Source organism: Paucilactobacillus nenjiangensis (genome assembly GCF_005405445.1).
In the GTDB taxonomy this organism is placed as follows: Bacteria; Bacillota; Bacilli; order Lactobacillales; family Lactobacillaceae; genus Paucilactobacillus; species Paucilactobacillus nenjiangensis.
In genome coordinates, this window is the sequence record NZ_BJEB01000062.1 from 1 (window position 1) to 13,200 (window position 13,200).

The 13,200-nt window shown below is 35.1% G+C and carries 12 protein-coding genes; 6 read left to right on the plus strand and 6 right to left on the minus strand.

The features are described 5' to 3' along the window. Positions 1–211 precede the first annotated feature (211 nt). Positions 212–1,219, minus strand: a complete 1,008-nt coding sequence (locus tag FFM59_RS08410) for a LacI family DNA-binding transcriptional regulator (RefSeq protein WP_137602595.1) — start codon at positions 1,217–1,219, stop codon at positions 212–214. A gap of 321 nt (positions 1,220–1,540) precedes the next feature. Here FFM59_RS08410 and FFM59_RS08415 point away from each other — a divergent pair, with 321 nt between their 5' ends. The 4 genes from FFM59_RS08415 (at position 1,541) to FFM59_RS08430 (ending at position 5,670) form a co-directional block, all read left to right on the plus strand. After that, on the plus strand, positions 1,541–2,287 hold the full coding sequence (locus tag FFM59_RS08415) for a glutamine amidotransferase (protein ID WP_137602596.1): 747 nt from the start codon (positions 1,541–1,543) through the stop codon (positions 2,285–2,287). A 65-nt stretch (positions 2,288–2,352) separates the two neighbouring features. Beyond that, complete coding sequence (locus FFM59_RS08420; protein WP_137602597.1) at positions 2,353–3,354, plus strand: DMT family transporter; 1,002 nt, start codon at positions 2,353–2,355, stop codon at positions 3,352–3,354. Positions 3,355–3,403: 49 nt separating this feature from the next. Beyond that, positions 3,404–4,456 carry a linear amide C-N hydrolase gene (locus FFM59_RS08425; RefSeq protein WP_137602598.1) on the plus strand — a complete coding sequence of 351 codons (1,053 nt, stop codon included), beginning with the start codon at positions 3,404–3,406 and terminating at the stop codon, positions 4,454–4,456. 68 nt (positions 4,457–4,524) lie between these two features. After that, entirely contained in the window at positions 4,525–5,670 is a 1,146-nt protein-coding gene (locus FFM59_RS08430) for an ArgE/DapE family deacylase (protein ID WP_137602599.1), read from the plus strand. A gap of 47 nt (positions 5,671–5,717) precedes the next feature. On the opposite strand, the gene rpiA is transcribed toward FFM59_RS08430, so the two are convergent. The 5 genes from rpiA to FFM59_RS08455 are packed head-to-tail and all read right to left on the minus strand — an operon-like array spanning position 5,718 to position 10,644. Next, the gene (gene rpiA / locus FFM59_RS08435) at positions 5,718–6,404 is read right to left on the minus strand and encodes a ribose-5-phosphate isomerase RpiA (protein WP_137602600.1); all 687 of its coding nucleotides are present in this window, start codon (positions 6,402–6,404) and stop codon (positions 5,718–5,720) included. Positions 6,405–6,444: 40 nt separating this feature from the next. After that, a complete protein-coding gene (tkt, locus tag FFM59_RS08440; protein ID WP_137602601.1) occupies positions 6,445–8,454 on the minus strand; it encodes a transketolase in 2,010 nt (669 codons plus the stop codon). A 32-nt stretch (positions 8,455–8,486) separates the two neighbouring features. Continuing rightward, positions 8,487–9,860, minus strand: coding sequence for a PTS ascorbate transporter subunit IIC (gene ulaA / locus FFM59_RS08445; RefSeq protein WP_137602605.1), 1,374 nt, complete (start codon positions 9,858–9,860; stop codon positions 8,487–8,489). A gap of 29 nt (positions 9,861–9,889) precedes the next feature. Then, positions 9,890–10,186 carry a PTS sugar transporter subunit IIB gene (locus FFM59_RS08450; RefSeq protein WP_137602602.1) on the minus strand — a complete coding sequence of 99 codons (297 nt, stop codon included), beginning with the start codon at positions 10,184–10,186 and terminating at the stop codon, positions 9,890–9,892. Positions 10,187–10,203: 17 nt separating this feature from the next. Beyond that, complete coding sequence (locus FFM59_RS08455; protein WP_137602603.1) at positions 10,204–10,644, minus strand: PTS sugar transporter subunit IIA; 441 nt, start codon at positions 10,642–10,644, stop codon at positions 10,204–10,206. Between the two features lie 198 nt (positions 10,645–10,842). Here FFM59_RS08455 and FFM59_RS08460 point away from each other — a divergent pair, with 198 nt between their 5' ends. Further along, on the plus strand, positions 10,843–12,807 hold the full coding sequence (locus FFM59_RS08460; protein WP_170175971.1) for a BglG family transcription antiterminator: 1,965 nt from the start codon (positions 10,843–10,845) through the stop codon (positions 12,805–12,807). Positions 12,808–12,837: 30 nt separating this feature from the next. Beyond that, positions 12,838–13,200, plus strand: a 363-nt coding sequence (locus FFM59_RS10210; protein WP_170175972.1) for an HAD family hydrolase, incomplete at its 3' end; no start/stop codon positions are given.

Consider the following 13,200-nt stretch of genomic DNA (forward strand, 5'->3'; position numbering starts at 1 on the left):
CAAATTCAAAATTTAGTCGTGGCATAGGACAAAAAAGTCTCTATTTAAATTGTCTATTTTATTGACAGGGGACCAGATCCAGCAAAGTGGATAAAGGTAAATGCATCTAACATCCCCATCATCAATGTTTGAATTCCTGCTACCGCGCTAATTTTCTTCTCAAGTGTTGTCATCAATAAATACTCCCATGCATAACATATTACTCAGATATTTAAAGCTGTTTAACCGATTCTCTGTCGTTAACTTCTACCCTCAGTTTAGATTGATTAACTACTTTATTTTTGATTACGTCTAGCATCATTATTACGGCATCTGATCCTAATTTGTTTACGTCTTGCTTAACTGACGATACTTCAGGATTAAAAATTTCATTAAAGAAAGTATCATCGTAACCAATGATGGAATAACGATCGAATAAATTTAGCTTAAGCTGATTCATTTTTTGCATTGCGCCATATAACATCAAGTCGTTACAAAAGAAAATAGCGGTTGCTTCGGTATCCTTAATTATTTTTGTAATGTTCTCATTTCCACTTTGAATATCATATTTACCTCTAAAAACAAGGTTTGAATCAAAATTAATGTGATTTTGTTCCAGGGCTTTTTTATAACCTTTCAATCTATCATCAGCATTCACGTATCCTTTTTCACCTGTGATAATCGCAATTTTTTTATGACCTTTTTGGATTAACAATTGTGTCGCCAAAAAACCGCCTTCTACACTATCAAAATTTATTTGATTTATTTTTAATTTGGTCTCCGCATTGACGAGAACAAATGGTAACGAAATATCTTTCAAGAATTCCGTTACAACCGTGCTTCCTTGACTAAATAAATCATTTGATGGTACCAGCAGTATTCCATCCACGCCTCTACTTATCAACTTTTGAACCTGCTGTGATTCATCATCATGATTATCATTTGTATTGATAATCAATGCATAATAGCCACGATTCTTAAGTGCATCACTAATAGCTTTCAATAAGAGAGAATAAAATGGATTCCCAATGTTTGGTACTACTACCCCTATAGTCTTCGATTCGTTTGTCGCTAATGAAACAGCAGATGAATTAGGAATATAGTTATTGTCTGCAGCAATTTTCTTGATTTCATTTATTTTCTTTTGAGAAATTCTAGCTTTTTTGTTATTAAGAACTAGCGAAACAGTTGTCATAGACACATTAGCCATTTTGGCAATGTCTTTCATTGTTAATTTCATGAATGATACATCCTCTCAAAAAGAGATATTAATTACATAAATTATATCGCAATCTGTTTCTAATTAATAAAAAAATTAATTAACTTCACCAATTTCATTTTGTTAATATTCTTAATTTATGGAACCGTTTTCTGTTCATAAGTAAAAATATATTCACCATAAACCTTTTTTTATGTACAACAATAATTTAAATATTCATAAAGGCGTTTACATTTTGACAATATCATGATACTATTCCTTTGAAATGATAAAGCGGTTTAGCAATTTATTTAACGCACTTTGCCTAGACCGATTTATTAATAAATTATTAGGAGGATTATCATGAGTAAAGTACTCTTAGCTGGAGAATCATGGATTTCAACAACAACTGAATATAAAGGTTATGATTCCTTTACAAGTACTAAATTGGAAATCGGTTGTGCTGATTTACTAGCTGCTCTCAAGAAATTGAATCACGAAGTTACGCATTTGCGAGCACACGATGTCCCAGAACATTTTCCATGGACCATGGATGAACTAAATCAATATGAAGTTATTATTCTTTCTGACATAGGTTCAAATTCATTCGCACTGTCTGATGGTGTTTTCGCTGGAGGAAATCCATCTGTAAATAGATTACAACTTTTAAAGGATTGGGTGATTGCCGGTGGATCTTTAATGATGGCAGGCGGTTACTTGTCTTTCAGCGGCTTTGAAGGAAAAGCTCATTATCATAAAACTCCCATTGAAGATATTCTACCGGTTGAAATTTTGCCTTATGATGATCGTATTGAAGCCCCCCAAGGGTTAAACCCAATAGAAAATATGAATAATTCAATTAGCTCTGATCTCGGTGCTTTTCCTCCGATTTTAGGATATCAAGAGCTTATCCCAAAAAAGGATAGTTCTGTTCTACTTACCGTTGATTCCTCACCTTTGCTAATTACTGGTACTGCGGGCAAGGGAAAGACTTTGGCATATGCTACTGACATTGCACCACATTGGGCAACTCAGGAATTCATGCAGTGGAATAATTATGGCGAATTCTTTTCACGTTGTATTAATTGGCTTTCTGGAGATTTGAGTTAAAAATTAGTTTTATCTTCAATTACATTAATTGGTAGTTTCTTTTGATTAGGAATGGAGTGTTTAAAATGAATAATTCTCAACCTGCAAATGATTCAAAAAGTAACACAGAAAAAACAGTGGTTATTCCGTTATTAGTTATTGCAACAATTTTAGCTGGTATGCTTTCTCCAATGCAGTCAGCAGTTAACGGACAAGTTGGTAAATTAGTTGGTGACGGTAATGTATCGTCAGTTATTTCATTTGGTTCAGGTCTTGTTGTTATGGCAGTTATTATTCTTGCTCGTAAATCAACTAGAAAACAATTTGCATCCATCCCCTCAAAAATTGCTTCTCGTAAAATTCCACTTTGGAACTGGTTTGCTGGATGTTGTGGTGCTGTGATTGTCTTTTCTGAAGGAGCAACCGCCTCTATTCTTGGTGTTGCAACATTTCAAACCACGTTAATATCAGGAATGGTTATTTCTGGATTGATTTGTGATCGTCTTGGAATTGGAGTCCCAGAAAAGCAACCATTTAACTTTGCTCGTATTTTAGGAGCTGTCCTAGCAATCGTTGCAACAATTTTAGTTGTTTTACCAAGTTGGTCAGCACCTAAGGTAATCGTTTTAGCTATTTTACCTTTTGTCGGCGGTTTGTTAGCCGGATGGCAACCTGCTGGTAACTCTGCTGTCGCCGAGGAAACGGGATCGATGCTTGTATCGATTACTTGGAACTTTATTGTTGGTTTCTGTATTCTTGGTGGTGTACTCTTAGTTCGTGTATTAATGGGACAAATTTCGTTTGATTTTCCTACAACGTGGTGGATGTATTTAGGCGGACCTTTAGGTTTAGCTTCCATCGCATTAATGGCGCTTCTTGTACGTGGCTTGGGTCTTTTACTCCTAGGACTCGCTTCAACTGCTGGACAATTAGTAGGTTCAATTTTAATTGACTGGTTGGTACCGCAACTCGGATCTCAAGTTTACTTATTTACTGTTCTTGGAGCTCTTGTAGCTTTAATTGGTGCTGGTGTTGCAATGATACCTTCTGCTAAAAAACATGTTGCAGTGAGTGAGTTAGGAAATTAAATATTAAAATTGACCCTCAACAGATTGTATTCAATGAAAGGAGTCTACCATGTGTACAGGTATTGAACTTATCAGCAATCAAGGAAATCCTTTTTGGGGTCGTACCCAAGATTTCGAGCAACATTTTGAGTATTCAGGTGTCAAAATTCCAAAAGGATACACCTTTGAAGCAGCATTTACTCCATTTTCAACTGAACTAAACGTTATGGGTATTGTTTGGGCTAAGGATATCCACAAGTCGCCGGTATTACTTGACGGCATCAATGACTACGGTATTTGTGGAGGTTCGTTTTACTTCGATCATTTTTTCAAATATTCGAACACTTCTGTAATTGAAGCCAGTGGTAAAACTGCCATTCGTGGTGAAGAACTATGCACTTGGATATTAACTCATTACAAGTCTCTTGATGACATCATCACAAATCTTGGTAAAGATATTGGTATCACAAACGAGGATGGGCCAATGATGGGCATGTCAGTTCCTCAGCATGTCGTCTTACACGATGAAACGGGACGCTCAATTGTAGTTGAACCATCTGTTGAAAATAATTTTAAAATTTATGATAATCCCTTAGGTGTTTTCACCAATGCCCCTACTTTCGACTTTCACTTAAATAACTTAAAAACTTGGCTTGAAAGAACAACAAGCCGTGCATATTCTTTTGATGATTCAGAGTCAATTAAACAAATAAAATTAGGCGAGCAAACTAGTGGACTAGTCGGTATCCCCGCCGATTATAAGCCAGAATCCAGATTTTTACGAGCTTCGTTTTCAAAATTAATGTCAATTGATGTAGATGACAATGAAACTATGAACCAGATTTTTCAATTACTAACTACCGTTAATACACCTAAAGGATCTTTAAGGATTAACACGGATAGTGATACATTGATAGCTTGGACACAATACACCGCAGGATATGATATCAAAAATAAAGTATTATACGCTTTCACGTATGATAATCGTAATCTGCGTTCGATGTCGTTTGATGATGCTTCAAAATGGGGTAATAAAATCCGTTACTTTAGTTTTATTTCAAAACAAACAACAGAGCCTTTTGTTGAACAAAATGAATGGCCTGCAGGTAAAAATACAATTTAAAGTACATCAAGCTATAGTGAAAATTCACTATAGCTTTTTGCGTTTAATTTAAGAAAGAAGCGATATTTATGAGTATAATCAATGAATCACAAAAAATACAAATACTTTCAGATTTAGTTTCAATCAATTCAGTTAACGGCAACGAAAAAGAAGTGGCTATATACTTATCCAACCTATTTAAAAAATATGGCATAGAGTCCAAATTAATCGAGGTCATACCCGGTAGATCTAACCTAATTGCTTCAATTGGACATGGAAAACCAGTTCTCGGATATGCAGTTCATTTAGATGTTGTGGACATTGTTGACAAGTCAAAATGGAATAGTGATCCGTTTACATTAACTGAGAAACAAAGAAAATTATATGGTCGCGGTTCTGTCGACATGAAATCAGGTGTAGCAGCGATGGCAATCTCGTTAATCGAATTAAATGCCAATAATTGTATCCAAAATGGTACTTTGGAATTTTTGGCGACGATTGGTGAAGAAGTTGGTGAACCAGGGTCACAATATTTCTATGAAAATGGCTACATGGATAACGTTGATGCTCTTGTAATTGGTGAACTATCAGGTTATGAAGTTGTTCATGCACACAAGGGGTCAATGGACATGCGGTTAACTTCGATAGGTAAAACAGCACACAGTTCAATGCCTGAACTAGGATACAACGCAATCGATCCATTAATTGATTTAATATCTAATGCAAATCGTACTTTTAGATCCTATAACAAATCAGATGCTATTTTAGGTAGTTTTACCTTCAATACCACGATTTTCAATTCTGGAACACAAGTAAACTCAATTCCAGAAATGGCTATTGCTGAAATCAATGCTCGAACGATACCAGAATTTGACAATTTAATGGTTGAAGACAATATGAACACACTTATCGCCAAGGTAAACTCAATGGGAGCAAACATAAAATTGGATACTTACATGTCATTAAAGTCTATAAACGTCACCCCATCTTCAAGTTTAGCTAAACTAGCCCAAAAAGTAGGGAAAAAATATACTGGAAACAATATACCAACCTCATCAATCGCTCCAGTTACAGATGCGTCAAATTTATTAAGGGGTAAGACTGACAATTTTCCATTTATTGCTTTTGGACCTGGCAACGAAACTGTTCATCAGATTAATGAATATGTTGAAAAGGAAATGTACTTTAACTTTATAGACATCTATCAAGACATCGCAAAGGAATATTTGAGTTAAATCAAAAAGAAGAAAGCAATGACTGCTTTCTTCTTTCTTTGAGTAAACTATTTACTTTTGTTCAGTACCTTTACACCAGTTTGTGTTCCAACTAACACTGTATCACAATAATTCGTTATTAATCCGTGGTCCACAATTCCAGCGATATCATGTAATTTTGCTAAAAACTTATCTGAATTTTTTACAGCATCTAAAGAAATATCTACAACATAATTTTTTGAATCAGTTTTTACCATAGCGCTGCTCTGATTAGTTCTGAGTTTTGGATTTAATCCAAGTTTAGCTAATGCTTTAATAACATGCTTCAAACCAAACGGATTTACTTCAACAGGCAATGGATACTTACCCAATTTTTTTACTACCTTACTCTCATCTACAATTAAGATAGTTTCATCTGAATTGTTCGCAAGAATTTTTTCTCTTAATAGTGCAGTTCCTCCACCTTTTATTCCGTTTAAATCTTCATCAACTTCGTCAGCACCTTCAAAGGAAAGATCAATTGAATCTACATCGTCAAATTCAACAACGTGTAATCCTAGACTCTCTGCTAAACTTGCTGTCTTCTCTGATGATGACACAAAAGTCACATCTAAGCTCTCTTCTTTAAATTTAGCCGCTATCGCCTTGACTAAGAAACCAACAGTTGTACCACTTCCTAATCCAATAACTGTGTTATTTGTAACGTATTTAGCAGCTTCTTTACCAACAAGGCTTTTCAATTCATCTTGTGTCATAATCAGTTCTCCTCATCTTATTATCTCAACTAATCGATACTTATTTATTCCATAACTTCTCAAATTCTTGTGCAACACGCTCTGGCGTAAATCCAAATTCTTTCATTACTGCTGATCCGTCACCACTTGCACCAAAAGTATCAACACCAACGCTTTTCCCATTTAATCCCACAAATTCACCCCAACCAAATGTACTTTCCATCTCAATTGAAATTCGTCGGGTTACCGTAAATGGTAAAACTGCTTCTTTATATGCATCACTTTGTTTTTTGAATATATCCATACTTGGCATTGAAACAACTGAGATATCATAAGACTTTTCCTTTAACATCTCCTTAGCTGCAAGTGCTAATTGAACTTCAGATCCAGTGGCTATCAAAATTCCATCCGCTGAATTAGTTGTTGCGGGTGAAACAACATAAGCACCCTTTGAAACATCACCTTTTAAAGTTTCGTTTAAAACTGGTAATTTTTGTCTTGATAGTACCAAAACACTAGGCTCTGATGTTTGCTTGGCAATATACTTCCAAGCACTGAGTACTTCATTTGAGTCGGCAGGCCTAATAACATTCACGTGTGGCATTGAACGTAGTGCTGCTAGATGTTCAACTGGCTCGTGCGTTGGCCCATCCTCGCCAACTGAAATAGAATCATGTGTAAATACATAGGTAACAGGTAAACCTTGTAAGGCAGAAGATCTAATTGCTGATTTCATGTAATCTGAGAACGTAAAGAATGTACTGCCAAATACTCTTGTGCCACCGTGCAATGCAATACCATTCAAAGCAGCACCCATTCCAAATTCTCTAACTCCAAACCAAATATTTCTGTTTTCCGGATTAGTATCTGAGAAACGTCCACTATCTGACAATTGGGTTTTGTTACTTGATGATAAATCTGCTGCGCCACCCCAAAAGTTTATATTCTCCTCACTAATTTGTTGCATTATTGATGAATTGGCTACTCGTGTTGCAACAGAACTACCAACTGAATCTGCAATCACTTTATCACTAACATTAATTTGAGGACTTGTTTCAGTTGTAAATTGACCAGCAAGATTATCATTTGATTTAAAATTGTCATAAAGTTCTGCCCACTTGACCTCGGCCTGTTCTCCACGATCTTGCAATTTCTTAAATGATTCATATACACTTGAATCAATTTCAAATGGTTTTGAATTATATCCAAGTTGGCGACGTGTCGCTGCAACGTTGTCTTCACCTAATGCTGCTCCATGAACCTTATTAGTTCCGGATTGAGGTGATCCAAATCCAATAATTGTTTTTACTTCAATAATTGAAGGCTTTTCATTTGTCTTTGCGTTACCTATTGCACGGTCGATTGCTTCTAGATTTTCACCATCTTCAACACGCTGATAGTTCCAGCCAGCAGCTTTAAATCTCATTTCTGCACTTTCAACCGACTCATTACTTAATGGTCCATCTAGCGTGACATCATTCGAATCGTACAAAACAATTAACTTACCTAAACGTTCTTTCCCTGCAATGTTGATAGCTTCTTGACTAATTCCTTCCATTAGGTCGCCATCTCCAACCATGGAATAGGTATAATGATTGATTAAATTATACTCATGATTATATACGGCACTCAAATGTTTTTCTGCCATTGCCATTCCGACCGCCATGCTGATTCCCTGGCCCAATGGCCCTGTCGTTGCATCAACACCCACCGTATGACCAAATTCAGGATGACCCGGAGTTTTTGATCCAAGTTGTCTAAATTGTTTCAATTCATCCATAGGAAGATCATAACCACTCAAGTGAAGTAGGCTATACAACAGTGCTGATCCATGTCCTGCCGACAGGACGAACCGATCCCTATTTATCCAGGTAGGATTTTTTGGGTTAACGTTCATATGGTAATTCCATAATACATATGCCATTGGTGCAGCGTCCAAGCAAATACCAGGATGACCGGAGTTTGCCTTTTGAATCATGTCCACACTTAACATCCTAACAGCATTAACGGCATGTTTGTCTTCTTCGTTAAACGTGTTGATTCTGTTTGATTGCTTTTCCAAATTAATCATTTCTATCCTCCGAATACCATCAAAACTACTAATTATTTATCAGCAACTTTACTTACTGACTTTTCACGTGATGTTAAAACAACACTTGTTATAATAACTGCAAGTACAAACGCTAAAATACCTGTAATAACAGCTGCGGCTCCATAATGGCCTAAGTTCCCAAGTAAAATACCAGGGACTAGATAATCGGTATCAGCAAAGGTTGATGCTGCCATTTTTAAGCTTCCCAATACTGGCAATACTAATAATGGTAACCAACTAATCAAAATACCATTGACAGCTGATCCTAAGATAGCGCCACGACGCCCACCAGATGCGTTACCATAGATAGCTGCGGCGGCTCCACAGAAGAAGTGCCCGACAACACCAGGAATAATAACTGTCGTCTTCATTCCAATCATGATGAACATACTAATTGTTCCAACAATAAAACTTACGAAGAATCCAATTAAAACAGCATTAGGTGCATATGGGAAAATAATTGGAACATCCAAAGCTGGTTTTGAATTTGGTACTAATTTCTGTGCAATACCTTGGAATGCAGGTACGATTTCAGCTAAAATCATACGAACACCTTGTAGCACAACTACGAATCCAGCTGAGAAGGTACCGGCTTGAATTAATGCGTAAATAATAAAGTTATTCCCATCACTCAAACTTGTTTCAATGAAATGAGGACCAGCTGCAAAAGCTAAGGCAATATAAACGATAGACATTAAAATTGTAATTGAAACAGTCGAATCACGTAGGAAACTTAGTCCCTTTGGAATGTTCAAATCTTCGGTAGTTTTTTTAGAATTACCAAATGTTTTACCAATCCAACCTGATAGCGCATACCCAATATTACCTGTGTGACCCATGGCAACTGAGTCTCCGCCTGTAATCTTACGCATAAATGGTTGACAGAGAGCGGGAGTAACTGTTAATAATGTTCCTTCAAATAAACCACCTAATAAAATTGTTTGCCAACCACTACCTAAACCTGCGGAAACTAAGATAACAGCGGTTAAACATGACACATACAACATAGCTTGACCAGTCAAAAAGATATACTTGAAACGTGTAAACCGTGCTAAAGCAATATTTACAATCATACCAACTAACATAATAAGTGCTGTTACTGATCCATATTTAACAAGTGCGATTGCTACCACTGCTTCATTACTTGGTACAACTCCTTGCACGTTCAGTGCAAATTTGAACATTTTAGCAAATGGTGTCAGCGAATTACTTAATATTCCGGCACCACCAATCAGAACCAAGAATCCAACAAACGTTTTAATAGTTCCTTGAACAACATCTGTTGCTTTTTTCTTCTGCAAAACAAGTCCTAAAAGTGCAATCAACGCAACTAAAATTGCCGGTTGAGTAGCAATTGAAACAAAAAGATTTAATATTTCTTTCATCATGCTTTCCTCCAATAAACGAATAATTTTTATGAATGCTCAATATCTTCTTTATCTAAAATGGTATTTACATGTTCTTTAATTTCATCTTTATCAATCAAACTTTTTAGTAAGATTAACTTCTCCGCCGGAACGTTCCCTAATACATCACCTAAAGTTGATTCAACAAAAAAGTAATCAGCTGAATCTCCAGAAGTACTACCAACATCTGAATGACTAACATCGATATCAGCATCAACGTTTTCGTCTTTCAAAATTTGTTGAATATTCATTTGAACCATAAAGCTACTACCTAATCCACTTTGACAAACTGCTAAAAATTTCATAATATTTCCCTCCGTTTTTAAACATTTACGATTGATTTCAATTCCTCTACACTTTTGGAATCGCACATCTGTTGAACTTTTTGTTTATCCATTAATAAAGTCATCAGTTCTTGTATTAGCTCTAGATGACTATTATTATCCGTAGCAGATAACACAAACCACAATTTGATTGGATGCGTTTCATCCACCAAACTAATTTCATGATCAGTTTTTAACAAAGATAATGAAATTTTATTTGCACCTGCCTCCGGACGAGCATGTGCAAGAGCAATTTCTGGTCCAATGTTGAAATATGGTCCTTTCGACTTTACAATACTTACCATCTCATCAACATAGCTTTGATTTATAAATCCGCTACTTTCAAGTGGTTTAGCCGATAACCTTATTGCATCTTCCCAAGATAAATCACTCCCCTCGTTAATCTGAATTGTGTTACTGGTCAGTAAATCTGTCAGCATTTAGAACCACCTCGCTCTCTTTTTTTATGCTTGATATCATCATAGCTATTGCTGAAAACGGTTACAAGTGCAATAATTGCACTTGTACAAGTGCAATAATTGCACATCAAAATGAATTGAGGTAATTTTATGTTAAATTTGTCACAAATAAAGCATGCAAATACCATATTGAATTTATTAATTAACAACGACTCATATATGACAGTTGATGACCTTCAAAACGCTGCTTTAATTTCTCGAAGAAGTGTTTTCTATACCCTTAAAAAAATTAATGTGGAATTAAATGCAAACAACTTGGATTCCATTTCTAGCTTAAAAGGTGTCGGCTATTACTTAACTGATGAAACTAAAAATTCTATTAATTTAGAATTAACTAAAACGTATAATAAAATACCCAAGTATGATAGACAGGTTTTAATTATCTGGGATTTAATAAACCACGGAATGATTTCAAATCGTAGTTGCATGACCAAATTTAACATCTCTAGTCATACCGCGATAGAAGATATTACTTCCGTTACAAAAATACTAAAAAAGAGAAATCTTAATGTTGAACAGCGTCGTCAAGGTAAAATTCTTACTGGTTCTTCTGTATCAAGCAGGCTGTGGATTTTGGAACAATTAAATACGAGACTATCTCCGATTCACAAGTTAATAAATATAGATGCAGACACCAATGCAACAATTGAAGAGTCTTTACACGATTTGGAAACAAAATCTGGTAATTATTTTACAGAAAATGCTATAGAAATTTTAACTGAATTTATTTCTTGGTTGCTTCCATTCGTCAAGGACACTAGCAACAATCTGAACGATGTACCTGACAGCTATGCATCTCAGTCCAAAAAAGTAGTTTGTTGGGCAGACACTTTACTAGCTCAATTTGACATTGTTAATAAGTACGAATCTTTGTTTTTATCTCAAATTATTAACACTATCCAATTTTCACAAATCAATGATTCTGATGAGTTAACGCAGCAAGTTCAACAGATAGCACATCAAATGATTGAAAAGTTTAATTCAATCTCTGGGTCAAACATTGAATCAAACTCTCTAGAATTATCTTTAACAACACATCTATTGAGCACTTTATACAGAACAAATTTACAAATTAATTACGCACACCCTGATATAAATGATTTCGTATCATCTCACAACGAACTTTTTATTTTCACAAAATATGCTGTGACGCCCTTCGAAAAATTCATAAATAAAAAATTATCTGATGACGAAATTTCATTAATTACTATTTATTTTGGTGGACAATTGCAAGACATGAACAGATCAAGAAATTGGGACACTGACGTATTGATTGTATGCTCCAGCGGTATTGGTACTTCTACACTTTTGAAAAACCAATTAACTAATCGATATCCTAATGTTAGTTTTTCGGAACCTCTAAGTAGTTTTCAATTTGATAATTGTCCACTTGATGATGTGAAATTAATTGTTTCGACCATAAGCTTAGAACCTACCAAACCAGTCCCACTTATCAAAGTATCACCACTACTAACACAGGAAAATCTTAAAAATATTGATCAAGAATTAAATTCATCATTTAGTAATACTGATAATTCTAATATTCAAGTTGAGACCATTATTGATATCATTAGTGATTATGTCCGCATTGAAGATAGCGATGGCTTGAGCAATGCCTTAAATAACTATTTCAAAGCTTATAGTGTTAATTCTTCAAAAAATAAACCAGCATTTCCAATTCAAAAACCAGATATTATTCCACTCCAAAATATTACTAAGCTTTCTACATCAATCAATTGGACTGATGCAATAAAAGATGCCTTTAAACCTTTAAGACAAAATGGCAGCGTAACTAATAACTACATTGAAAAAATCATTGATTTAACTAATACAAAGGGACCCTTTATGTTCTTAGGTAACGGAGTTTTTCTTGCCCATGCTGCACCGAACGATGGTGTAAAAAAAATGGGGATTTCGATACTGAGTACTGACAAAAATATTTCTCTAACTGTTAATGGCTACCAACCGAAAGAAATACGCTTAATAATAGCTTTAGCTCCAATAGATAAAGAACAACATCTAGAAAATTTAGCAATAATTTTTAAGAAAATTCAAAACCCAAAATGGTTAGACACATTAAATAAGTCACATTCTAAAGAAGAAATATTTAATTTACTTAAGTGAACAAAATAAATCTCCAAGAAAGGTACAAAAATGACCTATAAATTAGTATTATTCGATATAGATGGAACTTTAGTTGATAGTTTTCCCAGTTACAAAAAAGTAATGCGTATTATTCTCCCTAAATTCAATTCTGCAACAACTTTAGAGCAGCTCTTTCAAACATTTCCAATGACAATGGACGAGACACTTCAAGAATATTCAATATCTCAAAATAAAATTGACATTTTCAGAAATTATTATCAAGAAGAGCTTAGTAAGCAAAAAAGTCAGGAAAATTTATTTTCTCATACTACAAATGTATTAACTTTGTGGATTGAGCTGTTTACTGAGACTGGGGAGTTTGGCCGTGGCTCTGGTAATTTTGCCAGCGATAAGGACAAGGAGATTGCACGA

Excerpts from the sequence above, each read along its gene's own strand:
- FFM59_RS08410 (WP_137602595.1), bottom strand. The coding sequence starts at position 1,219 with ATGAAATTAACAATGAAAGACATTGCCAAAATGGCTAATGTGTCTATG.
- FFM59_RS08415 (WP_137602596.1), top strand. The coding sequence starts at position 1,541 with ATGAGTAAAGTACTCTTAGCTGGAGAATCATGGATTTCAACAACAACT.
- FFM59_RS08420 (WP_137602597.1), top strand. The coding sequence starts at position 2,353 with ATGAATAATTCTCAACCTGCAAATGATTCAAAAAGTAACACAGAAAAA.
- FFM59_RS08425 (WP_137602598.1), top strand. The coding sequence starts at position 3,404 with ATGTGTACAGGTATTGAACTTATCAGCAATCAAGGAAATCCTTTTTGG.
- FFM59_RS08430 (WP_137602599.1), top strand. The coding sequence starts at position 4,525 with ATGAGTATAATCAATGAATCACAAAAAATACAAATACTTTCAGATTTA.
- rpiA (WP_137602600.1), bottom strand. The coding sequence starts at position 6,404 with ATGACACAAGATGAATTGAAAAGCCTTGTTGGTAAAGAAGCTGCTAAA.
- tkt (WP_137602601.1), bottom strand. The coding sequence starts at position 8,454 with ATGATTAATTTGGAAAAGCAATCAAACAGAATCAACACGTTTAACGAA.
- ulaA (WP_137602605.1), bottom strand. The coding sequence starts at position 9,860 with ATGAAAGAAATATTAAATCTTTTTGTTTCAATTGCTACTCAACCGGCA.
- FFM59_RS08450 (WP_137602602.1), bottom strand. The coding sequence starts at position 10,186 with ATGAAATTTTTAGCAGTTTGTCAAAGTGGATTAGGTAGTAGCTTTATG.
- FFM59_RS08455 (WP_137602603.1), bottom strand. The coding sequence starts at position 10,644 with ATGCTGACAGATTTACTGACCAGTAACACAATTCAGATTAACGAGGGG.
- FFM59_RS08460 (WP_170175971.1), top strand. The coding sequence starts at position 10,843 with ATGACAGTTGATGACCTTCAAAACGCTGCTTTAATTTCTCGAAGAAGT.